This window comes from Palleronia aestuarii (genome assembly GCF_003253995.1).
Classification (GTDB): domain Bacteria; phylum Pseudomonadota; class Alphaproteobacteria; order Rhodobacterales; family Rhodobacteraceae; genus Palleronia; species Palleronia aestuarii.
This window is the reverse complement of record NZ_QKZL01000003.1, coordinates 20,114-45,813: the sequence shown is the minus strand read 5'-3', so window position 1 is coordinate 45,813 and position 25,700 is coordinate 20,114. Positions and strand designations below refer to the sequence as shown.

21 protein-coding genes are annotated in these 25,700 nt (G+C 67.1%); 14 read left to right on the top strand and 7 right to left on the bottom strand.

Annotated features, from left to right (window positions below):
• Window positions 1-12: 12 nt before the first annotated feature.
• From sucD to LX81_RS04230, 8 genes are all read left to right on the top strand, one after another.
• Complete coding sequence (sucD, locus tag LX81_RS04265; RefSeq protein ID WP_111536065.1) at window positions 13-894, top strand: succinate--CoA ligase subunit alpha; 882 nt, start codon at window positions 13-15, stop codon at window positions 892-894.
• Window positions 895-942: 48 nt separating this feature from the next.
• Window positions 943-2,091 (top strand): glycosyltransferase family A protein, encoded by a 1,149-nt coding sequence (locus tag LX81_RS04260; protein ID WP_111536064.1) that lies wholly within the window; start codon window positions 943-945, stop codon window positions 2,089-2,091.
• The gene (locus LX81_RS04255) at window positions 2,092-3,336 is read left to right on the top strand and encodes a glycosyltransferase family 4 protein (protein ID WP_146259387.1); all 1,245 of its coding nucleotides are present in this window, start codon (window positions 2,092-2,094) and stop codon (window positions 3,334-3,336) included.
• Window positions 3,333-4,412, top strand: coding sequence for a glycosyltransferase family A protein (locus tag LX81_RS04250; RefSeq protein ID WP_111536062.1), 1,080 nt, complete (start codon window positions 3,333-3,335; stop codon window positions 4,410-4,412). The genes LX81_RS04255 and LX81_RS04250 overlap by 4 nt, the downstream gene beginning before the upstream one ends.
• A 166-nt stretch (window positions 4,413-4,578) precedes the next feature.
• On the top strand, window positions 4,579-5,103 hold the full coding sequence (locus LX81_RS04245) for a DUF805 domain-containing protein (RefSeq protein ID WP_111536061.1): 525 nt from the start codon (window positions 4,579-4,581) through the stop codon (window positions 5,101-5,103).
• On the top strand, window positions 5,100-8,060 hold the full coding sequence (locus tag LX81_RS04240) for a 2-oxoglutarate dehydrogenase E1 component (protein WP_111536060.1): 2,961 nt from the start codon (window positions 5,100-5,102) through the stop codon (window positions 8,058-8,060). Before LX81_RS04245 ends, LX81_RS04240 begins: the two co-directional genes overlap by 4 nt.
• A gap of 3 nt (window positions 8,061-8,063) precedes the next feature.
• The gene (odhB, locus tag LX81_RS04235) at window positions 8,064-9,626 is read left to right on the top strand and encodes a 2-oxoglutarate dehydrogenase complex dihydrolipoyllysine-residue succinyltransferase (protein ID WP_111536059.1); all 1,563 of its coding nucleotides are present in this window, start codon (window positions 8,064-8,066) and stop codon (window positions 9,624-9,626) included.
• 84 nt (window positions 9,627-9,710) lie between these two features.
• Window positions 9,711-10,493 carry a cyclase family protein gene (locus LX81_RS04230; RefSeq protein WP_111536058.1) on the top strand — a complete coding sequence of 261 codons (783 nt, stop codon included), beginning with the start codon at window positions 9,711-9,713 and terminating at the stop codon, window positions 10,491-10,493.
• Window positions 10,494-10,527: 34 nt separating this feature from the next.
• Here the strand turns inward: LX81_RS04230 and LX81_RS04225 are convergent, their stop codons facing one another.
• Window positions 10,528-10,893 carry a hypothetical protein gene (locus tag LX81_RS04225; protein WP_111536057.1) on the bottom strand — a complete coding sequence of 122 codons (366 nt, stop codon included), beginning with the start codon at window positions 10,891-10,893 and terminating at the stop codon, window positions 10,528-10,530.
• A 61-nt stretch (window positions 10,894-10,954) separates the two neighbouring features.
• On the opposite strand from LX81_RS04225, the gene LX81_RS04220 reads away from it, so the two are divergent.
• The 4 genes from LX81_RS04220 to lpdA all read left to right on the top strand — a co-directional run bounded on the left by LX81_RS04220 (window position 10,955) and on the right by lpdA (window position 13,590).
• The gene (locus LX81_RS04220) at window positions 10,955-11,254 is read left to right on the top strand and encodes a hypothetical protein (RefSeq protein WP_111536056.1); all 300 of its coding nucleotides are present in this window, start codon (window positions 10,955-10,957) and stop codon (window positions 11,252-11,254) included.
• Window position 11,255: 1 nt separating this feature from the next.
• Window positions 11,256-11,504, top strand: a complete 249-nt coding sequence (locus LX81_RS04215; protein ID WP_111536055.1) for a hypothetical protein — start codon at window positions 11,256-11,258, stop codon at window positions 11,502-11,504.
• Between the two features lie 145 nt (window positions 11,505-11,649).
• On the top strand, window positions 11,650-12,045 hold the full coding sequence (locus tag LX81_RS04210) for an MAPEG family protein (RefSeq protein ID WP_111536054.1): 396 nt from the start codon (window positions 11,650-11,652) through the stop codon (window positions 12,043-12,045).
• Between the two features lie 156 nt (window positions 12,046-12,201).
• Window positions 12,202-13,590, top strand: coding sequence for a dihydrolipoyl dehydrogenase (gene lpdA, locus LX81_RS04205; RefSeq protein ID WP_111536053.1), 1,389 nt, complete (start codon window positions 12,202-12,204; stop codon window positions 13,588-13,590).
• 12 nt (window positions 13,591-13,602) lie between these two features.
• On the opposite strand, the gene LX81_RS04200 is transcribed toward lpdA, so the two are convergent.
• On the bottom strand, window positions 13,603-14,301 hold the full coding sequence (locus LX81_RS04200) for a M48 family metallopeptidase (protein WP_234822486.1): 699 nt from the start codon (window positions 14,299-14,301) through the stop codon (window positions 13,603-13,605).
• 121 nt (window positions 14,302-14,422) lie between these two features.
• Between LX81_RS04200 and LX81_RS04195 the strand changes: the two genes are divergently transcribed.
• The gene (locus tag LX81_RS04195; RefSeq protein WP_111536052.1) at window positions 14,423-14,755 is read left to right on the top strand and encodes a TIGR02300 family protein; all 333 of its coding nucleotides are present in this window, start codon (window positions 14,423-14,425) and stop codon (window positions 14,753-14,755) included.
• 393 nt (window positions 14,756-15,148) lie between these two features.
• Here the strand turns inward: LX81_RS04195 and LX81_RS04190 are convergent, their stop codons facing one another.
• On the bottom strand, window positions 15,149-18,892 hold the full coding sequence (locus tag LX81_RS04190; protein ID WP_111536051.1) for a calcium-binding protein: 3,744 nt from the start codon (window positions 18,890-18,892) through the stop codon (window positions 15,149-15,151).
• Window positions 18,893-19,485: 593 nt separating this feature from the next.
• Window positions 19,486-19,701 carry a hypothetical protein gene (locus LX81_RS21840; protein WP_146259386.1) on the bottom strand — a complete coding sequence of 72 codons (216 nt, stop codon included), beginning with the start codon at window positions 19,699-19,701 and terminating at the stop codon, window positions 19,486-19,488.
• 21 nt (window positions 19,702-19,722) lie between these two features.
• On the opposite strand from LX81_RS21840, the gene LX81_RS04185 reads away from it, so the two are divergent.
• Window positions 19,723-21,216, top strand: a complete 1,494-nt coding sequence (locus LX81_RS04185) for a fused MFS/spermidine synthase (RefSeq protein WP_170133842.1) — start codon at window positions 19,723-19,725, stop codon at window positions 21,214-21,216.
• 13 nt (window positions 21,217-21,229) lie between these two features.
• Here LX81_RS04185 and LX81_RS04180 read toward each other — a convergent pair whose 3' ends face one another.
• From LX81_RS04180 to LX81_RS04170, 3 genes are read right to left on the bottom strand one after another with little or no spacing between them, the layout of a single operon-like run.
• On the bottom strand, window positions 21,230-23,461 hold the full coding sequence (locus LX81_RS04180) for a xanthine dehydrogenase family protein molybdopterin-binding subunit (protein ID WP_111536050.1): 2,232 nt from the start codon (window positions 23,459-23,461) through the stop codon (window positions 21,230-21,232).
• A 3-nt stretch (window positions 23,462-23,464) separates the two neighbouring features.
• Window positions 23,465-23,944: a (2Fe-2S)-binding protein gene (locus LX81_RS04175; protein ID WP_111536049.1), complete on the bottom strand. Its 480-nt coding sequence runs from the start codon at window positions 23,942-23,944 to the stop codon at window positions 23,465-23,467.
• Complete coding sequence (locus tag LX81_RS04170; RefSeq protein WP_111536363.1) at window positions 23,929-25,332, bottom strand: cytochrome c; 1,404 nt, start codon at window positions 25,330-25,332, stop codon at window positions 23,929-23,931. The genes LX81_RS04175 and LX81_RS04170 overlap by 16 nt, the downstream gene beginning before the upstream one ends.
• Window positions 25,333-25,700: the final 368 nt, after the last annotated feature.

Below are 25,700 nucleotides of genomic sequence, written 5' to 3'. Positions count from 1 at the left end.
GAAGGAGCCCCGATGGCCATTCTCGTCGATGAAAACACCAAGGTGATCTGTCAGGGTCTGACCGGATCGCAGGGCACGTTCCACACCGAACAGGCGATCGCCTACGGCACCAGGATGGTGGGCGGCGTCACGCCCGGGAAGGGCGGCCAGACCCATCTCGACCTGCCCGTCTACGACAGCTGCCACGAGGCGGTGCACGAGACCGGGGCCAACGCCTCCGTCATCTACGTTCCGCCCCCCTTCGCGGCCGATTCGATCCTCGAGGCGATCGACGCCGAGATCCCGCTCGTCTGCTGCATCACCGAAGGCATTCCGGTCCTCGACATGATGCGCGTGAAGCGCGCGCTCGAAGGGTCGAAGACCACGTTGATCGGTCCGAACTGCCCCGGCGTCATCACACCCGACGCCTGCAAGATCGGCATCATGCCCGGCCACATCCACAAGCGCGGCAAGGTCGGCGTCGTCTCCCGCTCGGGCACGCTCACCTACGAGGCGGTCAAGCAGACCACGGATGTGGGCCTCGGCCAGTCGACCTGCGTCGGCATCGGCGGCGACCCGATCAAGGGGACGGAGCATATCGACGTGCTCGAATGGTTCCTCGCCGACGACGAGACCGAGGCCATCATCATGATCGGCGAGATCGGCGGCCAGGCAGAGGAGGACGCGGCACAGTTCCTCGCCGACGAGCGCAAGGCTGGCCGCTGGAAGCCCACCGCGGGCTTCATCGCCGGCCGCACCGCCCCTCCGGGCCGCCGCATGGGCCATGCCGGCGCCATCGTCGCGGGCGGCAAGGGCGACGCGGAAAGCAAGATCGCCGCGATGCAGGAAGCCGGCATCACCGTGGCCGACAGCCCCGCCTCGCTCGGCGAGGCCGTCCTCAAGGCGATCGGATGAAACGCGCCCCGCGCATTTCGGCCCGGTCGTCCGAATGCGGCTGACCGCATGGACGATCCGACGACACGGGTCGGCGCCCGGCCGACCTGGACCCTCTGCATCGCGACCATCAATCGTGCGGACATCCTGCACCTGGCGATCCGTCACGCCCTGACGCAGACGGTCCCGCCGGAGGAGATCGTGGTCATCGACGCGAGCGCCGACTGGGAGGCGAGCCGCGATGCGGTCCGCGCCCTGACGGATGCACAGGGCGTCCGGCTCGTCTACGAGAAGGCGGAGAAGAAGTCCCTGACCGCCCAGCGCAACCAGGGCGCGTCCCACGCGACGGGAGAGATCCTCTTCTTCTTCGACGACGACACGCTCATGTATCCCGATTGCGCGGAGCGGGTTCTCTCCGTCTACGCCGCCGATCCGGACCGGGCGCTCGCCGCTCTCGGCGCGATCTCCCACCCCATGCCGCCCGCACCCGGCGCCGGGACGCCGCAGTCGCCGGAGCCGGCCGGGACGGAACGGGCGAAGGAGGAAATGGCCCGGCGCGAGTCGGTCCTGACACGTAACCGTGATACCATTTCCGGGGCGACGCAGAAGTCGCGTCTGCTGCGTTTCGTCAAGACCGAGGTCCTGATGATGTCGATGGACCGGGTCCTCGTCCCCTACGACGCGCATCGCGCGCGCGCCCCGCTGGGCGTGCCGCGCGCCGTCGCCGCCTTCGGCCTGCGTGCCGTCGGGAGGCTGCCGGGCTTCGGGATGACGGTGCGCCGCGCGGTCTGGGAGGCGGAACCCTTCGACGGCGCGCTCCTCGCCTATTGCCCGGCCGAGGATCTGGATGCCAGCTACCGCTGGGGTCGCCACGGCGCGGTCGTGATCGATCGGGCGGCACGGATCCACCATTACGAGGTCGCGGCGAGCCGTCTGAAGCGGCGGCAGGTGACGCGCCTGTCGGTCCTGAACTCCGCCTATCTGCTGGCGCGGAACTCCGATGCGCGGGGGCGCCACGTGCCGGCCTTCTACCTCCTGACGCTCAGGAAGGTGGTCGCCGAACTCATCAAGGATCTCGGGGCGGGACGCTACGCCATACCGCAGGCCCGCGGCGCGGCCGCCGCGATGGCCCGGTCGGTCTCCATCTTCCGCCAGCCCCCCGACGCGCTGCCCGGCTGGTACACGAACCTGCAGCAGAAGATGCTGACGGGGGGCTGAGTGCACCGAACCGATCCTCCCGCTCTGAGAAAGGTGCTCTTCGTCACCCACCGGATCGGCGTCTCGCCCCCGGGTGTCGGCGGCTGGCAGCGCAGCAAGATGTTCTACGACGCCGCGCGCCGGCTTGGTCCCACGGAGATCGTACTCGTCGACAGCGAGTCCGCCAATCCGATCCGCGATTTCGAGGGCGCGGCGGAGCGCCACGTGCTCGAACCCGACCGCTTCTATCTCAAGCGCGGCATCGAGCGGCAGCTCATCCGCATCCGCCGCGTGCTCGGCAACGCCGAATATGCGGAAGAGGCGCGCCTGTCAGACCTCGTCCGCCGCCTCGCGGGCGACGCGCCCGACACACTCGTCGTCATCCGCTACGCCAAGACCTACTGGCGCACCGGGCTCTGGCGGCGGCCGCGCGTAACCGGACCGCTCATCTGCATCGACGTGGACGACCGCGACGACCAGCGCATGACCTCGCGGCTCACCGCCGGGTTCGGCCGGGCCGCGGCGGCGGCGGCGCAACCCTACATCCGCCTCTTCGCCGCCGCGCTGAAGCGCCGCCTCGCCCGCGCCGATCTCGTCTGCTTCGCGGCCGGCGCGGACCTCTGGTCCTTCGCGGCGCCGACGCGGTCGGTCGTCATCCCCAATGCCCCCGGCCACGCGCCCGCGGAGCTGCCCGAGGCCAAACCCTCTTCGTCCCGCGCGCTGCTTTTCCTCGGCACCTTCGCGCATGCGCCGAACCGGACCGGGCTGTCGTGGTTCCTGCGCCATTGCTGGCGGGGGATCCTCGAGAAGCATCCCGACGCGCGGCTGCGCATCGCGGGTTACGGTCCGTGGGAGGAGAACATGCGGGCCGAGACGAAGGAGCTCGCCAATGTCGATTTCGTCGGCGCGGTCGACGATCTCGGCGCGGAGTACGGGGCGAGCCGCATCGCACTCTGCCCCGGCTTCGAGGCGAGCGGATCGAAGGTGAAGCTTGGGGAGGCGATGGCCTTTGGGCGCGCGGTCGTCTCCACGACGGCATCCTCGCGCGGCTACGAGCTTCCGCCCGGACCGGCGTTGCGCATCGCCGACGATCCCGAGGCGTTCGTCGCGGCCTGCTGCGCGTATCTCGCCGATGACGCACTCGCCGATCGGGGTGGCGCGGAGGCGCGCAGGCTGCAGCAGGAGACGCTCTCGGCCGCGGCCATCACCGACCGGATCGAGGCGGAGCTGCGAGCCCTCGTCTGCGCGCGGAGCGACGCGCCATGACCGCCGCCCCGCTGAGCTGGGCGCTCTGCACCGCCACGCTGAACCGCATCGACGTGCTCGAGGAGAGCGTGCGGCTCGCCATCGCCCAGACCCGGCCGCCGCTCGAGATCGTGATCTGCGACACCTCCGAGACGTGGGAGGCGCATCGCGACAGGATCGCGGCGCTCGTGCCCGAGGGCGGGCCGCGCCTGATCTACCTGTCGTCCGAGCATCCCTCCTCCGCCGTGCAGCGCAACGTCGCGATCCGCGCGGCATCGGCCGACGTGCTCTTCGTGCTCGACGACGACAGCCTGATGTACCCCGACTGCGCCGACGCGATCATGGCCGTCTACGAGGATCCGGCCGGGGCGGACATCGTCGCCGTCGGGGCCGTCGGACAGCAATCCCTGCCGGAGGGCGCGGCGCTCGCCACGGCCCGCAAGGAGAAGGGCGGCGCGACGGCACCGGCGCGCCCCGGTCCTGCCGCTCGGCTCCGGAGCTCGGGTCCGGCACGATGGATCATGCGCGAAGTGTTCCTCATGTCCGCCGCACGCAATCTCGTGGCCTACGACGACCGGCCGATCGAGTCCGAGCCGAAGGGCGACATCCCCGCGGATACCGAGCCCGCCACGCTCCTGTCGGGCTACAGGCTCACCGTCCGCCGCACGACGGCGCTCGCCGAGCCCTACGAGGAGGCGCTGCTCGCCTATTGCCCGGGCGAGGATCTGGATGCGTGCTACCGCTACGGGCGGCACGGGCGGATCGTCACGGCGCGCCGTGCCCGGCTCCACCATTTCGAGGCGGCGGCGGGTCGCATCAAGCGGCGCAAGGCCACCGCGCTCGGGCTTCTCAACGTGGCCTACGTCACGCGCCGCCATTCCACCGATCCCGCGCGGCACGAGCGGGCCTGGTACGTCTTCGCGCTTCGCCGCCTGCTCGCGGACGCGCTGAAGGACACGGCGAGCCGGCGCTGGGATTATCCGCAGCTCAAGGGCGTCGTGACCGCACTCCGCCACGGTCGCCGGGTCTTCCGCGAGCCCGAGCCGACGCTTCGGGACTGGTATGTTGAACTGCAGCGGAAAATCCTGAAAGCGTGATCGGACCGACACGCTTGATAGGCCTGTTTTTGGGCCAATCGGCCGACCTTCAAATTGAACTCGCCGCGGTGCATGTCTAAAAGCGGGCCAGCGCCACGACGCGCGCCAAGTCCGGACCGCCAGATGCCCTTGCCCGTTCTCTCCCGCACAGGTCGTAGATAGTGTCATGCTGACGGCCATCCGACGCGGTCTGCGCAACGCCGCGACCTTCTCGGGACGGACATCGCGGTCCGACTACTGGTATTTCATCCTCTTCGTCTTTCTCGGCGATATCGCCGCGGGCTTCCTCGATCGCGCGTTCTTCGGGACCACGGTCGTGGAGACCGCGCCCGGCCGGGTCGATTACCGCTCGACCGGCCCGCTGGCGGCGATCTTCTCCCTCGCCATGCTGCTGCCAATTCTCTCCGCGGGATGGCGGCGCATGCACGATACGGGAAGATCTGGCCTCTATCTCTTCTATCCATTGATCGTGGTCATAGGTATCGCCACCTTCATGGGTGCGATGGCGGGGTTCAGCCCGCTCTTCGCCGGGGATTTCAGAACGGTCCTCGAAAGCGGCAGCTTCGTGATCCTCGCGGCCGCCTTCTTCGTCTTTCTGCTGTCGCCACTCATCGTCCTGTGGTGGCTGACACGAGCGAGCCAGGACGGTACGAACGCATACGGCCCCAATCCGCACGAGGTGTCCTCATGACCGATCAATCCCCGAACGAGCAGTTCCGCGCCGAGAGCTTCATGCAGGGCCACAACGCGGAATATCTCGAGCATCTCTACGCGAAGTTCGCCGAGGATCCGGAGGCCGTGGACGAGACCTGGCAGGCCTTCTTCCGCGAGCTCGGCGACCAGGGCGATGCACGCGCGGAGGCGGAGGGCCCCTCCTGGGCGCGGACCGACTGGCCGCCCGTGCCGGGAGACGAGCTGACCGCCGCGCTCGACGGCCAGTGGCCCGCCGACGCCGCGCCCGACGGCAAGGCGCTTGCGAAGAAGATCGCCGACAAGGCCGAGAGCAAGGGCGCCACGGTGAGCGAGGCGCAGGTCCGCCGCGCGGTCATCGACAGCCTGCGCGCACTCATGCTGATCCGCGCCTACCGGATCCGCGGCCACCTGATCGCCGATCTCGATCCGCTCGACATGCGCAACACGAAGCCGCATCCCGAGCTCGACCCGAAATCCTACGGCTTCTCCGAGGCCGACATGAAACGGCCGATCTTCATCGACAACGTCCTCGGCCTCGAGGTCGCGACGATGGAGAAGATCCTCGCCATCGTGCGCCGCACCTATTGCGGCACCTTCGCGCTCCAGTACATGCACATCTCCAATCCCGAGGAGGCGAGCTGGCTCAAGGAGCGGATCGAGGGGCTGGGCAAGGAGATCAGCTTCACCAAGGAAGGCCGCCGCGCCATCCTCAACAAGCTCGTGGAAGCGGAGGGCTTCGAGAAGTTCCTCCACGTCAAGTACATGGGCACCAAGCGCTTCGGCCTCGACGGCGGCGAGAGCCTCATTCCGGCGATGGAGCAGATCATCAAGCGCGGCGGCGCGCTCGGGGTCGAGGACATCGTGATCGGGATGCCCCATCGCGGTCGCCTCTCGGTGCTCGCGAACGTGATGCAGAAGCCCTATCGCGCGATCTTCAACGAATTTCAGGGCGGCTCCTTCAAGCCCGAGGACGTCGACGGGTCGGGCGATGTGAAATACCATCTCGGCGCGTCCGACGACCGCGAGTTCGACGGCAACAGCGTCCACCTGTCGCTCACCGCCAACCCCTCGCATCTCGAGGCGGTGAACCCCGTCGTGCTCGGCAAGGCGCGCGCCAAGCAGGACCAGCTCGGGCGCGAGGACCGGACCAAGGTGCTGCCCGTGCTCCTTCACGGCGACGCGGCCTTCGCGGGCCAGGGCGTGGTCGCCGAATGCTTCCAGCTCTCGGGCATCCGCGGCCACCAGACCGGCGGCACGATCCACATCGTCGTCAACAACCAGATCGGCTTCACGACTTCGCCCGCCTTCTCGCGGTCCTCGCCCTATCCCACCGACATCGCGCTGATGGTGGAGGCGCCGATCTTCCACGTGAACGGCGACGATCCGGAGGCGGTGGTCCACGCCGCCAAGGTCGCGACGGAATTCCGTCAGCGCTTCAAGAAGGACGTGGTGATCGACCTCATCTGCTACCGGCGGTTCGGCCATAACGAGGGCGACGAGCCCATGTTCACGAACCCGCAGATGTACAAGGCCATCAAGAAGCAGAAGACCACGCTCACGCTCTATTCCGAGCGGCTGATCCGCGAGGGCCTGATCCCCGAGGGCGAGATCGAGGAGGCGAAGCAGGCGTTCCAGTCGCATCTGTCGGAGGAGTTCGAGGCGGGCAAGGAATACAAGCCCAACAAGGCCGACTGGCTCGACGGGCGCTGGTCGCACCTGCACCGCCAGGGCGACAAGTACCAGCGCGGCAAGACCGCGATCGAGCCCGAGACGTTCGCGGAGATCGGCCGCGCGCTCAGCAAGGTCCCCGAGGGCTTCAACACCCACCGGACGGTCGAGCGCCTGATGGAAGCCAAGGCCAAGATGTTCGAGACCGGCGAGGGCTTCGACTGGGCCACGGCGGAGGCCCTCGCGTTCGGCTCGCTTCTGACCGAAGGCTACCCGGTCCGTCTCTCGGGCCAGGATTCGTTGCGCGGCACCTTCTCGCAGCGCCATTCCGCCCTCGTCGATCAGGAGACGGAGACACGCTACTATCCGCTCAACCACATCCGCGACGGACAGGCGCATTACGAGGGGATCGACTCGATGCTCTCCGAATACGCAGTGCTCGGCTTCGAGTACGGCTATTCGCTCGCGGAGCCCAACGCCCTCACGCTCTGGGAGGCGCAGTTCGGCGACTTCGCCAACGGCGCGCAGATCATGTTCGACCAGTTCATCTCGTCGGGCGAATCGAAATGGCTGAGGATGTCGGGCCTCGTCTGCCTGCTGCCCCACGGCTACGAGGGACAGGGGCCGGAGCATTCCTCGGCGCGCCTGGAACGGTTCCTGCAGCAATGCGGTCAGGACAACATGATCGTGGCGAACTGCACGACGCCCGCGAACTACTTCCACATCCTGCGCCGGCAGCTCCACCGCTCCTACCGCAAGCCGCTGATCCTGATGACGCCGAAATCGCTCCTGCGCCACAAGCTCGCCGTCTCCAAGGCGGAGCATTTCACCAACGGGTCGAGCTTCCACCGCGTGCTCTGGGACGATGCGGATGGCGGCCTCTCGGAGACGACGCTGAAGTCCGACGACAAGATCCGCCGCGTCGTGGTCTGCTCGGGCAAGGTCTATTACGACCTGCTCGAGAAGCGCGACGCCGAGGGGCTCGACGACGTCTATCTCCTGCGTCTGGAGCAGTTCCACCCGTTCCCCGCCCATTCCCTCGTCAAGGAGCTCGAGCGCTTCAAGCAGGCGGAGATGGTCTGGTGTCAGGAGGAACCGAAGAATCAGGGCGGCTGGTCCTATGTCGAGCCGAACCTTGAATGGGTGCTGACCCGCATCAAGGCGGAGCATAACCGCCCGGTCTATGCGGGCCGCGCCACCGCCGCGTCGCCCGCCACCGGCCTCGCCTCGCAACACAAAGCCCAACAAGCGGCGCTGGTGAATGCCGCGCTGGGAATCGAAGGATAAGTCATGACCGAAGTTCGCGTGCCCACACTGGGTGAATCCGTCTCCGAGGCGACCGTCGCCAGCTGGTTCAAGAAACCGGGCGACAGCGTGGAGGTCGACGAGATGCTCTGCGAGCTCGAGACCGACAAGGTCACGGTCGAGGTTCCCTCCCCCGCCGCGGGCGAACTCGCCGAGATCGTCGCGGCCGAGGGCGAGACCGTCGGCGTCGACGCGCTCCTCGCCAACATCGCGGAAGCCGGCAATGCCGGACCCGAGGAGACGAAGCCCAAGGCCAGCACGGAGAAGAAGACGCAGGACGGCTATTCCGGCGCCGACACCCCCGAGCCGGAGGAGAGCGGATCGACCGAGACGGCCAAGGGCGGCGGCGAGGTCGACGTGATGGTCCCGACGCTGGGCGAGTCGGTCTCGGAGGCGACGGTCGGCACCTGGTACAAGAAGGAAGGCGACACGGTCGAGGCCGACGAGATGCTCTGCGAGCTCGAGACCGACAAGGTTTCCGTGGAGGTTCCGGCGCCGCAGGCCGGCACGCTCGGCAAGATCCTCAAGGCCGAGGGCGATACGGTCGAGGCGGGCGGCAAGCTCGCGACCCTCCTCGCGGGCGGGGCGGCCGCGTCTTCCGCGCCGAAGGACGACGCCCCGGAACCCTCCGCCTCCTCCGACGCGAAGGACGGCGGCGACACGGAGGACGCGCCTTCTGCCAAGAAGCTGATGGCGGAGAAGGGCCTCTCCCCCGACGACGTGACCGGCACCGGCAAGGACGGCCGGATCATGAAGGAGGACGTGCTGAAGGCCGCCGAGGGCGGCGCGAAGCCGAAGGCCGAAGCGCCGAAGCCGACCCCCCGCGCCCCCTCCCCCGCGGAGGACGCGGATGGCGAGGAGCGGGTGAAGATGACCCGCCTGCGCCAGACCATCGCCAAGCGCCTGAAGGAGGCGCAGAACACCGCCGCGATGCTGACCACCTACAACGAGGTGGACATGACCGGCGTGATGGAGCTCCGCAACGAGTACAAGGACCTGTTCCAGAAGAAGCACGGCGTGAAGCTCGGCTTCATGTCCTTCTTCACCAAGGCCTGCTGCCACGCGCTGAAGGAAGTGCCGGAGGTCAACGCGGAGATCGACGGCACCGACGTCGTCTACAAGCACTTCGTGCACATGGGCATCGCCGTCGGCACGCCCACGGGCCTCGTCGTGCCTGTGATCCGCAACGCCGACGACATGTCCTTCGCAACGATCGAGAAGTCGATCAATGAGATGGGCGTGAAGGCGCGCGACGGGAAGCTGTCGATGGCCGACATGCAGGGCGGCACGTTCACCATCTCGAACGGCGGCGTCTACGGCTCGCTCATGTCCTCGCCGATCCTGAACCCGCCGCAATCGGGCATCCTCGGGATGCACAAGATCCAGGAGCGGCCGATGGTCGTGAACGGCAAGATCGAGATCCGCCCGATGATGTATCTCGCGCTGAGCTACGATCACCGCATCGTCGATGGCAAGGGCGCGGTCACCTTCCTCGTCCGCGTGAAGGAAGCGCTCGAGGATCCGCGCCGGCTCCTGATGGACCTCTGAGACGGCGCACGGCCCCTCGGGATTGAGGGGCCGTGCGAACCTGCTAGGGTGACCTTCGGTAAGGATGAAACCGGAGGAGCCCCCATGATCAGATACGCCCTGGCCGCGAGCGCCGTCTGTCTCGCCTGTCCCGCGCTGGCGCAGGACCTGTCCACGGGAACCTGGATCGACCTCACCCACACGCTGAACGAGGAGGCGGTCTTCTGGCCGACCGCCGAGATGTTCGAGCAGGAGACCGTGGCCGAGGGGGAAACCGAGGGCGGATATTACTACAGCGCCTACAAGTTCTCCGCCTCGGAGCATGGCGGCACGCATCTCGACGCGCCGATCCACTTCGCCGAGGGCGGCGACAGCGCCGACGAGGTGCCGATCGAACGCCTCATCGGCCCCGCTTTCGTGATCGACGTCACGGCGCAGGCGGCCGAGGACGTGGATTACCGCGTCACCGCCGCCGACATCGAGGCGTTCGAGGCGGAGCATGGCGAGATCCCCGAAGGCGCGATCGTGCTTCTGAACACCGGTCGCGCGGGGCTCTATCCGGATCGGGAGCAATACATGGGGACGGCAGCGCGCGGCGCCGACGCCGTGGCGGATCTGCACTTTCCGGGCCTCGGGGAGGACGGGGCCGCCCTCCTCGTCGAGCGGGGCATCGGTGCGGTCGGCCTCGACACGCCGTCGATAGATTACGGCCAGTCGACCGATTTCGCCGCGCATGTCGAATTGATGACGAACGGCATCCCGGCCTTCGAGAACGTAGCCGACATGTCCGCCCTCCCCCCGACCGGCGCCTTCGTCGTGGCGCTGCCCGTCAAGATGGAGGGCGGATCGGGCGGCCCGCTCCGGATCGTCGCCCACCTGCCCGAATAGAGAGGCGACCGGCAGGCGCCGCCGTCGCTGCCCGTCAGTTCCCGCCCGTCAGGCTCGGCAACTGATCGATCACGGGACGGACGGCCTGCAGGCATTCGGACATCGTCTCGTCCCCGCAATTGACACGCAGGCTGCGGTGCCGGCCGAGGTCGAGGACGAAGCCCTTCGCCGCGGCCTGCTCCATCGGTCGGGGCCGCGGCGGCCCGCGGCGCCCCTCGCCACCCGGACCTCCGGGGCCGCGCGCCTCCGGCCTGCCGGGTCCGCGCGGCGGGCCGTCGGGAAAGGTGGAGGGAGAGGCGCCGGTTTGGCCTTGCGCCGGGGGCGGCGGCGTGGCGTCCTGCGCGAAGGCGGCTCCCGCCATGAAACAGGCAAGAATTGCGAATGGGATCGGCTTCGGCATGACAGGTAATCCTCCAGTTGAACGGCGGACCAACCCCGCATCCCTGCGACCGTTCCGCCTGTTGACGCTGCTGCCGCTTCTGGGCGCCTGCGCCATGCCGGTCGACCCTTCCGTCACCGTCCGCCACGTGGCCTCCACCGAAAGCGCGGGCGACGGCGCGCGCTGGCATCTTTTCCTCTTCGATCCGCGCGAGGAACGCAGCCTCGACGAACGCCTCCGCCTCGCCCGGGCGGAGGTCGCGCGGGAGGGGAGATGCGAATGGGTGAACCGACCGCGGTCCGAGATCGTTGAGCAGACGGAAAACCAGGGTGCGGCCTATGCGGAGACGCTGCTCGCCGCGCCGCTCAGATGCGAGGTGTGAGATGCAGGTGCTGATCCGGTTCGACGTGAGCGACCCCGACGCCTTCGGGTCCGTCTGGCAGGAAACGGGCGAAAGACGCGGCCAGGCGGGACTGACGCAGCTCCAGATGTGGCGCGAAGAGGGCGCCTCCGCAACCTGGGTCCTCTTCGACGCCGGCGGGCGGGAAAGCGTCGAGGAATGGCTCTCCTCCGAAACCGCCCTGCGCGACCAGATCGGTGGATCGAAAGCGCATTATCTGCGCACCGTCTGAAAGCGGCGCCGAGGCCCCGGATCAAGTCCGGGGCAGGTCGCGCCCCCTCCTCCCGTCACCGCGCCGCCCCGGGCTCGACCCGGGGCCTCCCAGAGCGCTCTGGCCGCCGCCCCGCGCCCATACTGCCCGAACCCCCAGGTGCCCCATGACCCACGAGCTTACCGCCCTCGTCCTCGCGGCGCTTCTGCAATACGTGCAGTTCGCGCTCTACGCCCTGCCCGCGAACCGGGAACTCGGCCCGGGCTACACCATGTCCGCGCGCGACCGCGATCCGTCCCGCGCGCTCTCGGAGCGCACCGCCCGGCTCGGCCGCGCCTTCGACAACCATTTCGAGGGGCTGATCCTCTTTTCCATCGCCGCCCTGGTGATCTCGGTCTCGGGGCAATCGACGGGGGTCACGGCCGCCTGCGCCTGGACCTATCTCGCCGCCCGGATCCTCTACATCCCCGCCTATGCCCACGGCTGGCGCCCGGGACGATCGATCATCTGGGGCCTCGGTTTCGCCGCCACGCTGTTGATGCTGCTCGCCGCGCTGCTATGACGTTGCGCGACGCGTGCGCACGGGCGGTGTACGGCGGATGCACGTTCGCCACACATCGGATGCACGGCGTATGTACGGGTGCTGTACGGCCCGTGCACGCGCGGTGTACGTCCCGTGTACGCGCAGTGTACGCCTGAAACAGCCTGAGGGTCCCCCATGTCCAGCTACGACGTCATCATCATCGGTTCCGGCCCCGGCGGCTATGTCTGCGCCATCCGCTGCGCCCAACTCGGCCTGAAGACCGCCTGCGTGGAGGGCCGCGAGACGCTCGGCGGCACCTGCCTCAACGTCGGCTGCATCCCCTCCAAGGCGCTCCTCCACGCGACCGAGATGCTGCACGAGGCGCAGGAGAACTTCGGCAAGATGGGCATCGAGGTCGAGGCGCCCAAGGTCGATTGGGAGAAGATGCTGGCCTACAAGACCGACACGATCGGCCAGAACACGAAGGGGATCGAGTTCCTCTTCAAGAAGAACAAGGTCGACTGGCTGAAGGGCTGGGGCTCCATTCCCGAACCCGGAAAGGTGAAGGTCGGCGACGAGGTCCACGACGCGAAGAACATCATCATCGCGACCGGATCGGAAACCTCCACCCTCCCCGGCGTCGAGATCGACGAGAAAACCGTTGTCAGCTCCACCGGCGCGCTCGAGCTCGAGAAGATCCCGTCCAAAATGGTGGTGATCGGCGCCGGCGTCATCGGCCTCGAGATGGGCAGCGTCTTCCGCCGTCTCGGAACCGAGGTCACCGTCGTCGAATACCTCGACACGATCACCCCCGGTATGGACGGCGAGGTGCAGAAGAACTTCCACAAGCTGTTGAAAAAGCAGGGCCTCGACTTCATCCTCGGCGCCGCCGTGCAGGGTGTGGAGACGTCCGGCGACGGGTCGAAGGTCAGCTACAAGCTCAAGAAGGACGACAGCGAGGCGAGCCTCGAGGCCGATATCGTCCTCGTCTCGACGGGCCGCCGTCCGGTGACCAAGGGGCTCGGCCTCGACGAACTGGGCGTGGAGATGACCGATCGCGGGCAGGTCAAGACCGACGATCACTTCGCTACGAACGTCAAAGGCATCTACGCCATCGGCGACTGCATCACCGGTCCGATGCTCGCCCACAAGGCCGAGGACGAGGGCATGGCGGTCGCGGAGATCCTCGCGGGCAAGCATGGCCACGTGAACTACGAGGTGATCCCCTCGGTGATCTACACCCACCCCGAAGTGGCCTCCGTCGGACGGACGGAAGAGGCGTTGAAGGAAGCCGGCGTGCCCTACAAGGCAGGCAAGTTCAGCTTCATGGGCAACGGCCGCGCCAAGGCCAACTTCGCCGCCGACGGCTTCGTCAAGATCCTCGCCCACAAGGAGACGGACCGCATCCTCGGCGCCCATATCGTCGGACCGATGGCGGGAGACCTGATCCACGAGCTCTGCGTCGCGATGGAGTTCGGCGCGGCCGCGCAGGATGTGGCGCTCACCTGCCACGCCCACCCGACCTATTCGGAAGCGGTGCGCGAGGCCGCGCTCGCATGCGGCGACGGCCCGATCCACAGCTGATCGGGCAGACTGTCAGCCGTCGAAACGCCAGGCGTGGAGCGCGGCCCCGTGCTCCTGCAGCCATCGGCGCGGTGCGGCGTGATCGGGCATCAGCCGGGTCACGACCGCCCAGAACGCCCGCGAATGGTCCATCCGGACGAGATGGGCGACCTCGTGCGCGGCTACGTAGTCGAGCACGGGCCGGGGCGCGAGAACCAACCGCCAGCTGAACATCAGGTTCCCCTCCGAAGAGCAGGACCCCCAGCGTGACCGTGTATCGCGGAGCGTGATCCGGCCGATCCGGCGCTCCTCCCGCGCCGCGAACCCTTCGGCCGCGGAAACGAGAAGCCGCCGCGCATGGTCGCGCAGCAGGGCCGCCGCCTGCGGGCCCGGCCCTCCGTCCGGCCTGACCGCAATGAAGCCCGCACCGAGGCCCGCGCGGGGCGCCGTGACGACCTCGTGCGGTACGCCCGCCACCGGCAGAACCACGCCCGGCACGACCGCGACCGGCTGCGCCTGCCTGTCGAGCTGTGCGCGGATCCAGTCGGCCCGGTCTTCCGCGAAGTCGAGCGCCGTGGATATCGCAGTGCCGCGCGGCACCGTGAGGGTCACGCGCCCGTCGAGCGCAGAGACGCGAAGCGTGATCCGCCGCGCCTGCGCGCTCGGCCGCACGAGGAGCGGGACGCCCGGCAATGCGGCGATCGCCTTGCGCATCGTCGCGGCTTTCCCCATATCGACCTCCTAGGCGAGAGCCCGCCCGGAGGCCAGCTTTCAAAGGCTTTGACTATGCCACGGCGCTGTGGCACGTGCCCCCGTGATCTCGCGAAATCGAATGTGACGGAAGGGAATTTCGATGCCCAAGGAAGAATGGGGAACGAAGCGGCTGTGTCCGACGACCGGAAAGCGCTTCTACGACCTCAATCGCGATCCGGTCGTCAGCCCCTATACGGGCGAGGTCGTGACGCTCGATACCGGCAAGAACAGCCGGACGATGGTCGCCGACAAGCCCGACAAGGACAGCGCGAAGAAGGATCAGGTCGAGGACGATGAAGTCGTCCTGGATGACGACGACGATGATTCGACCGATGTCGATCTGGGCGACGACGTGCTCGAGGACGACGACGATGACGACAACGTCTCCCTCGACGATCTAACGGACGTCGCCGGCGAAGACGACGACAACTGATCCCACGACGCGCCGGGGCCTCTAACTGAGAGCCCCGCGCCTGCGGCCGGATCTCTTGGTCGGTGCACGTGTCTGCCATCTCACGCGGGGCAGATTATCGGGGTCGCAAACCTCTGGATAACTTCGCCGGCGCGACCCTCTTCTAAGATAACGACGCCCAGAAGAGGCGATTGCCCTTCTGAAGCACGAAAAACGCCGCCCGGATCGACCGGGCGGCGTTGAAGTCGTGTTCGCACGGAATTCGCCCGACCGCCTGCATCCGATGCATCAAGGGGTTTGCCCTGCGGTCATTTAGTCGAAAGAGGCGCTTCGAGGGTCGATGTAACCCCCGGTCGAAAATCGTTGCTCCGTGCCGGACGACAGGGTCCGGCACGAAGTCGTTCACGGAACGGATCAACCGAAGATCGTGTACTCCCCGGCTTCCGTGACCGTCTTGAGCGCGTCGAGATCGGAACCGAAGATGTAGGCGACCTCGATATCCTCCCCGCCGCTTTCGACGCTGAGCGTTGCCATTCGGGACGTGACGTCGACCGTGAAATCGACCGCGTCGGGTCCCATCGCGACGATCGTGTCGCCCTGACCGCCCTGGAAATCCCAGACGACATCGAACCAGTCCTGATCGGAGACGGACGGGACGTCGAAGACGAACTGGTCCGCTCCCCGTCCGCCGACGAGTTCGTCATTTCCGGAACCGCCCAAGAGAATATCGTCCCCGGCGCGACCCTGGACCATGTCGTTCCCGGAACCGCCCAGCACCGTGTCGTCCCCGTCTCCACCGTCGACGAAGTCCCGCCCGGCGCCGCCGATCACGACGTCGTCGCCCAGTTCTCCGTAGAGCTGGTCCGAACCGTCGCCGCCGATCACCGTGTCGTTGTCGTTCTGACCGTAGATCTCGTCGTCGGAGCCGCCGCCGTAGAGGACGTCATCGGCGGTACCGCCGTAGATGGTGTCCTTGCCCTCGCCGGCTTCGATCCAGTCCATGCCATCCTGGCCGACGATCTTGTCGTCGCCCCCGCCGGTCCGGATCAGGTTTCCGATGCCGGTCTCGCCACGGAGATCGTCCCCGCCATCGGTTCCGATCACCACGTTCATGTCGGCAAGGTCGAACCGGCCCGAGGGATCCGCGATCTGGATCACGGCATTGTCCCCCTCGGCTCCGTCGGAGAGGACAAAGGCCGGGGCCTCGACGGTATCCTCGTCGGTTTCGGACGGTTCTTCGCCGGCGTCGGGCGTGTCGTCCGCCTCGTCGGACGGGGTTTCCGTATCACCCCCGGTGTCGGTCGGCTCTTCCGGCTCGGGCTCGACGGGCTCCTCGGGCTCTTCCGGTGCAGGTTCGACCGGCGTCTCGGGCTCCTCCGGTTCTTCCGGCGCGGGCTCGACGGGTTCCTCGGGCTCCTCTGGGGCAGGTTCGACCGGCGTCTCGGGTTCCTCGGGCTCTTCCGGCTCGGGGGCGTCCGGCTCGCCGGCACCCTCGTCTTCTGGAAGCTCGGCCTCCGGAACGTCGACCGTGTCGTCAGGCGTCTCGGCTTCTGGCAGATCGACACCGGAGACGAGAGCATCCCACTGACGGGCCGCCGATGACGCCTCCTGATCGCTTTCGGAAACGACGGTGATCGAGGTCTGCCCGGAACCGCCGCTTAGGCGGAGCGACAGAATGTCGGCCTCGTGATCGAGCACGATCTCCGCGTCGCGAGAGCCGAGACCGGCGATGCGCACGTCCTCCAGAGTGCCGATCAGGGCATCGACCTCGATCAGGTCGAAGCTCCCGTTACCGTCGATCCCGCCCGCATTGATCGCGAGATCGCCGCCATCGAGATTGACCAGGGAGACGACATCGCCACTCGGGAACGCGCCCGTACGGAACTCCGCGATTTGCGCGAACTCTCCGGCACGCGCAACGAATTCCAGCGTTCCCCCTTCGGAGAGACCGAAGCCCGCGGAACCGGATTTTCCATCGAAGCCGACCTTTGCGGTGTCACCGTCGATCCGGAGCGTGCCGTCGGTCAGGTCCATCAGGCTGCCGCCCGTCGCGAGGACGACCTCGCCACCGGTCGCGAGGATGTCGATCGCGCCGTTCATCCCGCCGTCATTGACGAACCGGCCGCCGCTGATCGTGACGTCGATTGACGCGCCGTCCTCGAAACCGCCGAACCAGATCTGGCCCGCGCGATGGATCTGCAGGTTGCCTTCGCCGGAAACGCTTTCCGCGTAGAGCGATCCGGCATTCGCGGCGAGAATGCCGCCCGGTCCGAAATCGAGGCCATCGACACGCGTGGTTCCGAGGTACTGAACGAAGCTTCCGTTCAGATCGACCGAATCACCTTCCACCGATCCCGGCAGATCGTCCGTGTCCCAGTTGAGCCGGTTGTCCCACCGTGTTCCTTCGCCAAGTTCGTTCGGCACGAAGGTCAGCGTCGTCGCCTGGCTGCGCGAACTCGTCTCGATCTCGAAGGCGTCCCGGAAGAAGTCGAGGACGTCCTGGATATCGACCTCGCCGCCGCGCGCGGTCAGACCGCGCCAGTAATCTGCCAGATCGTCGATCGTGGCATCCGACTTGCCGAGCAGTTCTGCCGCGTAGTTCTGGATCGTGGCCTCGTTCATGGCCGCGGGATCGAGTCCGTCGGTGTTGCGCTCCTGAACGGTGCCGCGGGGATAGCGCGGCGTATCCCAGTTATGAACGATCGTGTCATCGAAGACGCGGCTGCCGTTCTCGGTGACCGCAGCGGTCTCCCAGACCTTCCGCTCGATCTCCGCGGGATCGTCGGGATTGGCGACATGGGTCACGAGGTTCGACACGAGCGCCGACATGCGGGCGTAATCGTCGATGCCGAGCGTCATCGCGCCGATCCGGTCGGCGTCCTTGTGCGCCCCCGACGTGACCACGTTGCCGTTTAGCAGGGTGTAATTACCGGATTTCTGATCCCCGACCGCGTAGCCGCCACCGAAGTTGAGCGCGGCATTGTTGTCGAGGAAAAGGTTGTCCTCGGCCAACGCACCACCGCGGAGCTGCGCCCCAAAGGAGGCCGCGCGCATGCTGACGGTATCGCGGAGGGTCACGTCCGTGGTGCTGTACTGGATGTACATGTTGTGGGAGAACTTGCTCGGCGGATGCGGATCGCTCGGATCCCCATCGGGGTCGTAGCCCGCTTCCCAGCCGCTATGGTCGAAGAAGTTCTGCTCGAGTAGCAATCCCTCCACGTCGGACGCATAGACGCCCTGCACGCGATCGTTCAACGCATCCCACCCGCCGGGATTGACCGGCGCATCGCGGAAATTGTCGATGAACTCGCTCTGCCGGATCGTGATGTGGTCGGAGCCCTGCATCGTGAAGAAGTCCTGGGAGAACTTGACGTCCTCCATGATCAGGTTGTCCCCCGACAGGACGCGGATACCGTCGGTGAAGGCCACGTCGCTGACGACCACGAAGTCGCTGCGCGCCTGAAGGATCTCGAACATGGACTGGAGTTCCGGGAGATCGCCGTTCCCCCAAGAGGTCACGTGGACGGGATGCAGCCCGTCCTCTCCGGATACGCCACGCCCGATGATCCGGCCGGGTTCGTATTCGTAGCCCTGCTCGAAGAGCAGCCAATGAGACGTCGGCTCCTCGGACTGGGTGGTGATCGTGTTCCAGAGCTTCATGGCACTGTCGGTGTCCAGCGCACGCCCTTCGCTCCCACCATACTCGGGATGATCACGGAGCCATTCGCCGTAATCTCCGGTGATCTTGCCTTCGATCGCCTCGATATCGGCGCGGCTGAGCGCGGCGTCGGATTCAGACACGTAGACTTTGCGGTGGTTCTCTCCGGTCTCGACGATCGACTCGTCGTTGCTGTCCGTCTCCAGCATGTAGATGCCGTTGCCGCCGCCCCAGCCGGACCGTTCCGGGCCGGTCTTGAGATCGAGGACATGCTCCACGACCTCCGTCTCGCCATCCGCGAAGGTCAGCTCGACACGCGCATTCACCCGTCCGGTCGCCGTCGGATCGGTCGAGACGTAGGCCAGGGTCTCTTTGCCGGGATCGACGCTCAGATATCCACTATCCGGGCCGTCGACGATCCTCGCCGAGTCTATTTCGCGCTCCGATCCAATATCGAAACGCGTCACACGACCGGCTATCGCATCCGTCGAAATCGCCATCGTTTATCCCCACACTTTACCCGTCGCCTGAATTCGGAAGACTCAGGCATGACGTCACATTTCTAATTTCGAGGCGGTGAATTCGGTGCGGCATTTCATTTATAAAGAAATGCCAAACCTAAACGTTATACGCCTGTCCTACAGTGCACCCGACATAAATTCCGACCTGGCATTCAATCCCATCAATGCTTCCGAAAGCCGAAGCGCACTCGAAAGCGGGTATCCCAATTATTCCCTCGTGCAAACGACCTATCTCTCAGAGCGGGCGATTGCGCGGAAACCGGCTGAATGAAGGGGCACTCGTTCGCACGCGAACGCAATTCCACGCGCTGGACGATGACGCGAAAAACGAAATATTTCTGAAACTTACGGGATGTCGCAGAGGACTTTCACACCGTGCCAGCCACCCTCTTCCGAGACGGATCGGCGGGCGGAACGCCGCGCATATCGGGTCCGATGAGCGGGGATGCGACGTTATGGCGGCTATCCCCGATCGAACGACCCGCATGAGGCGAACGGCACGTCCCGGCCCGCATGGCGCTAGTTTTCGCTCGGAGGGAGATCGCTGATCCCAGAACGGGATCTGACGAACTTCACGACCGGATACGTAGTACGATCTGCCGGTCCGGCGTTTGGATCGAGATGCTGAAAACATTGTCGTTAGGTAAAGTAGAAGCAATGTCGCGGATATCGCCATTCGACTTGGCGCGGACATATGGAAATGCGAGATCGCGGCATATCCTCGTTATCACGTGCGATCCGGCAAGGACGTTCGATCCGTTCCCGGCAAGACCGATCTTCGTCAGCACCGAAGCCCCTGGGAGAACGACATGCGGTTCTGGATTGCCATCGGCCTCATTCTCGTGCTGTCGGCCATCGGCCTGACCTACGAGATCGCCGCCGGCCGCGTGCTTGCGCCCTTCTTCGGAACCTCGCTCCTGACCTGGACGGTGGTGATCGCCACGGTCCTTGCAGGTTTCTCGCTTGGCAGCGCCCTGGGTGGGTTCGTCGCGGAACGCCCCCGCCGTACCGCGATCGGCACTGTCCGCTCGGCGCTCGTCGCGACGGGTGTCCTGATGGCCCTCTCGCCGGCGGCGCTCGGGCTCATGGAATCGTGGGGCGCGCGCGGCACGGGCGGCATGATCGCGAGCGTGATCGTCGCGTTCTTTCCCGCATCGGTCTGCGTCAGCATCCCGTCCCCGTTCCTCGCCAAGGCGGCGATCGAGGCGCGCCCCGGTCGGGAGGGATCGTCCCTGGGCGTCGTTCTCGCGGCAGGATCTGTGGGTGCCATCCTCGGGGCCATCCTCGCCGGGTTTCTCGCCCTCCCCCTCATCGGATCGGCGGCGACCTTCACGGCCTGCGGCGCGGCAGCCCTGCTCTGCCTGATCTTCGTTCGAAACCTCCCGCTGCCTGATGACAAGGATCCGGTAGCTCCGAATGCCGGGTCCGGACCGCCGACGGGCATCGTCGTCTCGGCGGCATGCTTCGTCGGCCTCGCAGGGATCGCGGGCGATCCGGTTTGCGAGTACGAATCCGGTCTCTCCTGCCTCCGGGTCGTCGAGGATGGCGACACGGTCTATCTTTATTCCGACGGGATCGCACAGGCGGCCGAGCCGATCGCCGGAACCGATGGCGGGACGGGAACCGCTCCCGAGCTTGCCTTGCCCTATACCCGCCGGATCTGGGCGCGGATGAACCGGGACCTCGACCGCGCCCCGACGGTGCTCTTCATCGGCGGAGGGGGCTATTCGCTGCCGGCGTCGCTGCTCGCGTCCCGTCCGGCCGCACGGGCCGTCGCGGTGGAGATCGATCCGCTCGTCACGGAGGTGGTGCAAGAGAACCTGCCCCGGGCAGCTGCGGCGATCGAGCGGACGGGCTACGTTGCGTCCGGTGCGTCGTCGGACACCGAAGGTCGGCTGGGCATCGTTCATGCCGATGGGCGGGTCTACCTGAACCGGACCAGCCGTCGCTTCGATGCCGCGGTCGTGGACGCCTTCTCCTCGAACTCGGTTCCAGCTCATCTGGTCACACGGGAGACCTTCGAGCGCCTGCGGGAGATCGTCGACGGCCCGGTCTACGTGAACCTCATCGACAGGCCCGACGGGTCGCTCGTCCGTGGTGTCCATGCCGTGCTCGAAAGCCTCTACCCGCATGTCGAGGTCGAACAGGGCGAGGTCGGGCCGAACGGACTTACGAACATCCTAATTGCGGCGTCCCGGGAGGCGCTTGTGGAACCGGGCGGTGGGCCGGACGACTACGAACCTGCCCGGATTTCTCCGGCACGCGCCTTTACCGACGATCGGGGGTGGGTCGGGCTTCGATAGGGATGCCCGGCACCTACACGCCGAGCGTGGCGGCGAGGCGATCCGGGGAAAGCGGCAGATCCTTCATCCGGACCCCCGTGGCCGACCGGATCGCGTTGCCGAGCGCGGCGGCCGTGGGCCCCTGCGCCGCTTCGCCCGTCCCGAGGAACGGGTCGCCTGGACGGTCCATCACATGCACGTCGATCCGCTCCGGCACGCTGCCGAAGCGCATGATCGGATAGGAGGACCAGTCGATCGAGGTCACGCGCGTCTCGTCGAAGACGATCTCCTCGAAGAGCGTCCAGCTTAGGGATTGCACGATACCGCCCTCGGTCTGGTTGCGGATGCCGTCGGGATGAACGGCCTCGCCGGAATCCACGGCGGCGACGACATCGTGCACGCGGACGCGGCCCGTCTCGGGCTCAACCGTGATGCGCATGGCGAGCGCGCAATAGGCCGCGAGGTTCTTGTATCGCGCGAAGGCGAATCCGCGGCCCTCGTTGCGGGGCAGCGGGTCCTGCGACCAACCGAACTCCGTCGCGGCCCGCTCGATCACGTCGCGGTCCCGCTGGTCCTGCAGGTGGCGCAGTCGGAACTCGACCGGGTCGGTTTCCGCGACGAGGGCGAGCTCGTCGACGAAGCTCTCCAGCGCGAAGATGTTCGCATGCGCCCCGAGCGCCCGGAGCGCGGAGGTGCGCATCGGCATGGGCTTCACGAAATGCCAGAGGATCCGCTTGTTCGGGATCTGGTAGAGCGGCACGGCGTTGCGGTCGCCGAGGCCGGGGGGCACGATCTGCAGGTCGGGCAGCTCGAACGGGAACGGATCGGCGAGGTGGTTGGCGGCCAGGAGCTTGTTCGCTCCGCCGGGCCGCGCGACATGACTGCCCGACCAGAGGTCGTAGGTCCAGTCGGTGATACGACCCTCCTCGTCCACCTGCCCCGCCACGTCCATCGACATCACGGGCCCGAACGGCTCCCAGGCATGTTCCTGCTCCCGCATCCACTGCACGCGAACGGGTCGGCCCGGAACCGCACGCGCCACCAGCGCCGCATCGGCCGCCGCGTCGTCGGCACCGTTATGGCCGTAGCAGCCGGATCCCTGGACATGGCTCACCCGCACGCGGTCCGGCTCCATGCCGAGCATCTCCGCGATCGCGGCCCGGTCGGGATAGACGCCTTGGGTATGGGACCAGACATGCAGGTCCTCCCCCTCCATCACCGCGACCGCGCAGGAGGGTCCGATCGAGCCGTGGAGCGTGTAGGGGCGGGTAAAGGTCATGCGCACGCTGCGGGCCTCGCCCACCTCCGGTGTGCCCGCCGCGTCGACGGTCCCGACCTCGCTGACGTTGTCGCGCTGCCAGGCATGGATGTCGCTTTGCCGCGGAAGGGTCGCGGGGGTCTCCCATTCGGCCGCATCCTCGAGGGCGCGCATCGCCTGGATCGCCTGCCATTCGCGTTCCGCCACGACCGCGAGGAAATTGCCGTCGCGCACGACTGTGACCACGCCCGGCATCGTCTCCACATCGTCCGCGTTCGGGGCGGTGAGCGTGGCGCCGGGGCTTGGCGGACGGACGATGCGCGCATGGACCATGCCCTCGGGGCGGAGGTCCTGCACGAAGATCGGCTGCCCGGTGACCTTCGGCGGAATGTCGATCCGCGTCATCTCCCCGCCCATGACGCTGAAATCCGAAGGATCGCGCAAGGGCACATCGGGCCGCGCGGCGACCGCGAGGTCGAGCGATCCCGCAAGCGCGCCGTAAGAGAGCGTACCGCCCGGCCCGCGGATCTCGCCGTCCCGCGCCTCAAGTTCGGAGATATCGGCGCCGAGGCGCTCCGCGGCCGCCTCGAGCAGCAGGAGGTACACGTTCGCCGCGGCGACGCGGATCGCCATGCCGCTCTCCTCCATCGAATGGCTGGCGGCGGTATAGCCTTCGTCGGGGGTGAGCGCGGTGTCGGCAGACACGATCTCGAGCTCGCCCGGGGCGACGCCCAGTTCCTCCGCGGCGACGAGGAGAAGCGCGGTCTTGATCCCCTGTCCCAGCTCGGCCTTGCCGGTGAAGACCGTGATCGCGCCCTCCGGGTCGATCCGGATCCAGCTGTCGAGCTGCGAGATGTCGCCCAGGCTTCCGGGCAAGCCCTCGGTCGAGGTGACGTCGGCCTCGCCGCCCGCCTGCGCGTCGGCACGGGCCATCGAAAAGGCGACGACGAGCCCGCTTCCGGCGGCGCCGACGAAGCCGCGACGGGTCAGGCGGAGATGTTCGGTCATCGCTCAGGCCTCCTCGGTCGCGTTGCGCATCTCGTCCTGCGCCCGGCGAATGGCGCGCAGGATACGCATATGCGTGCCGCACCGGCAGAGATTGTATTCAAGCGCCTGCCGGATCTCGACCTCCTTCGCATCGGGATTGGCCGTGAGCGTCGCCTGGGCCCGCATCATCATGCCGGGGATGCAATAGCCGCATTGCGCCGCGTTCTCGGCGATGAAGGCGCGCTGCATCGGGCCCGGCTCCTCGAGCGTCCCGAGACCCTCAACGGTCGTGACCTCGCGCCCCTCGACAGTCAGGAGCGGCATGAGACAGGAAAGCACCGCCTCCCCGTCGACCATCACCGTGCAGCTTCCGCATTGACCGAGGCCACAGCCGTATTTCGCGCCGTTGAGACCAAGCTCGTCGCGCAGGACGTAGAGGAGCGGCGTGTCGGGGTCGGACCGCGCCTCCACCGCTTCGCCGTTGACCGTCAGTCCTGTCGCCATGGCTGTTCCTCCGCTCCAAGGTTGCCCGGCGCCCGCTCGATCATGTCCGCGGGCCGGACGCTGACGTGATGCGCGCCCGACCGGGTGTCCGCGACGCGCTCCTCGAGGCCCTCCCAGGCGGGCTCGTCCGTGAACGTCTCCCGCATATAGCTCATGAGCGCCACCATGTCGTCGTCCGAAAGGACCCCGTGGAAGGCCGGCATGATCGGGCTCGCCGCGCCGTCCGCGGGCGGCAGGCCGTAGAGCGTGACATTGATGATGTTCTGCGGATTGTCCGAATGGACCGCGGTCGAGAGGCGGAAGTCGAGCCCGCCATAGGGCTGCGGACGGCCCGCCGAATGGCAGCTGGCGCAGGCCCCTGCATAAAGCGCGGCGCCGCGATCGCCCTCCGCGGCCGGGATCGCGGCCATCGTGTCGGCGGATTGCCCCGACCCCCGTCCATTCTCAACGGCCGCGAGAAGGTCGTCAGCGGCAGTCTGCCGCGCCGCATCGGGCTCGCCCATGACCGCGTCGGTATAGACGGCGATGGCATGGATGTCGGAATCGGGCAGCCGCCCGAGATTGCCCGTCACCTCCGCCATCGGCCCGCGCGAGACGCCGTGCGCCGGATGCCAGCCGTGGCGCAGGTAGAAGGCCAGCGCGTCGGTGTCCCAGGGCACGGGGGCCGGGTTGCTCTCGTTGATCGCGTAGGCCGTCCAGCCCTCGGCCTCGCCGCCCGCCCAATGCTCGTCGTCGATCGTCGCGCCGAGCGCGTTGCGCGGGGTGTGGCAGCCACTGCAATGACCGAGCCCTTCGGCGAGGTAGGCACCGCGATTCCAGTCATCGCTCTCCGCCGCCACAGGCTCGAAACGACCGTCATCGAAGTAGAGCAGCTTCCACCCCGCGAGGAGCGGCCGGAAGCCGAGCGGAAACACTAGATCGTTCTCCGGCGCCGTCTTCTCGACCGGGGTGCGGCTCATCAGGTAGGCATAGAGCGCGGCCACGTCCTCGTCGGAGGTGAGCGTGTAATGCGTGTAGGGAAAGGCCGGGTAGAGATGGCTTCCGTTGCGCGCCACGCCCTCGTGCAGGGACCTGCGAAACGCGGCCTCGCTCCAGCGGCCGATCCCGGTCTCGGGGTCCGGCGTGATGTTGGTCGAGTGGATCGTTCCGAACGGCGTCGGCAGCGGCAGGCCGCCGGCGAATGCCTCTCCACCCGGCACGGTGTGACACGCGATGCAGTTCCCGACAGCCGCGAGACGCGCGCCTTCCTCGACAAGGTCGGGATCGAGTGAGGAGGGGTCCACCGGTTCGGCGACATCGATTTCCGGCTCGGCCGCCCAGACGAACGCGCCGGCCAGGACGAGGAGCCCTGCGAGGCCTAGCCCCCCGAGGAGACGTGACTTTCTCATGGAGAGCCAATCAACCGCAGAGCGTATTGTTCCCTTGAGGGCAAGATCAGGATGCGCAAGCATCCGGTTCAGCGCCGCGACAAGCCGGCGGAACGCGGTATTATCCCGAACGGCGTTCATCGAAGTATCGATGGCACGGCTGCCGCCCCGCTACCGTACCGACCTCGATGGGTAAGCTGCACGGGAGCCGTGTTCGAGGCTCACACGGGCGGCTATCGTCTCGGCATACGTCATTTGGATGCCGCCGGGACCCGCAATGCAGGATTGCCTCAGGTCTCTCCGAACGCCGGTCATCGCTACGGGACATGCGAACGGTGACTCCGTCGAATTTTTCGATAATCTCGAAGAATCGGCGAGGATTACCCAAA

Coding starts and splice junctions, on each gene's coding strand:
- LX81_RS04250 (WP_111536062.1), top strand. CDS start 3,333: ATGACCGCCGCCCCGCTGAGCTGGGCGCTCTGCACCGCCACGCTGAAC.
- LX81_RS04225 (WP_111536057.1), bottom strand. CDS start 10,893: ATGCCGAAGCCGATCCCATTCGCAATTCTTGCCTGTTTCATGGCGGGA.
- LX81_RS04245 (WP_111536061.1), top strand. CDS start 4,579: ATGCTGACGGCCATCCGACGCGGTCTGCGCAACGCCGCGACCTTCTCG.
- LX81_RS04175 (WP_111536049.1), bottom strand. CDS start 23,944: ATGGCGACAGGACTGACGGTCAACGGCGAAGCGGTGGAGGCGCGGTCC.
- lpdA (WP_111536053.1), top strand. CDS start 12,202: ATGTCCAGCTACGACGTCATCATCATCGGTTCCGGCCCCGGCGGCTAT.
- LX81_RS04180 (WP_111536050.1), bottom strand. CDS start 23,461: ATGACCGAACATCTCCGCCTGACCCGTCGCGGCTTCGTCGGCGCCGCC.
- LX81_RS04260 (WP_111536064.1), top strand. CDS start 943: ATGGACGATCCGACGACACGGGTCGGCGCCCGGCCGACCTGGACCCTC.
- LX81_RS04210 (WP_111536054.1), top strand. CDS start 11,650: ATGACCCACGAGCTTACCGCCCTCGTCCTCGCGGCGCTTCTGCAATAC.
- LX81_RS04185 (WP_170133842.1), top strand. CDS start 19,723: ATGCGGTTCTGGATTGCCATCGGCCTCATTCTCGTGCTGTCGGCCATC.
- LX81_RS04230 (WP_111536058.1), top strand. CDS start 9,711: ATGATCAGATACGCCCTGGCCGCGAGCGCCGTCTGTCTCGCCTGTCCC.
- LX81_RS04190 (WP_111536051.1), bottom strand. CDS start 18,892: ATGGCGATTTCGACGGATGCGATAGCCGGTCGTGTGACGCGTTTCGAT.
- sucD (WP_111536065.1), top strand. CDS start 13: ATGGCCATTCTCGTCGATGAAAACACCAAGGTGATCTGTCAGGGTCTG.
- LX81_RS04200 (WP_234822486.1), bottom strand. CDS start 14,301: ATGGGGAAAGCCGCGACGATGCGCAAGGCGATCGCCGCATTGCCGGGC.
- odhB (WP_111536059.1), top strand. CDS start 8,064: ATGACCGAAGTTCGCGTGCCCACACTGGGTGAATCCGTCTCCGAGGCG.
- LX81_RS04170 (WP_111536363.1), bottom strand. CDS start 25,332: ATGAGAAAGTCACGTCTCCTCGGGGGGCTAGGCCTCGCAGGGCTCCTC.
- LX81_RS04215 (WP_111536055.1), top strand. CDS start 11,256: ATGCAGGTGCTGATCCGGTTCGACGTGAGCGACCCCGACGCCTTCGGG.
- LX81_RS04240 (WP_111536060.1), top strand. CDS start 5,100: ATGACCGATCAATCCCCGAACGAGCAGTTCCGCGCCGAGAGCTTCATG.
- LX81_RS04195 (WP_111536052.1), top strand. CDS start 14,423: ATGCCCAAGGAAGAATGGGGAACGAAGCGGCTGTGTCCGACGACCGGA.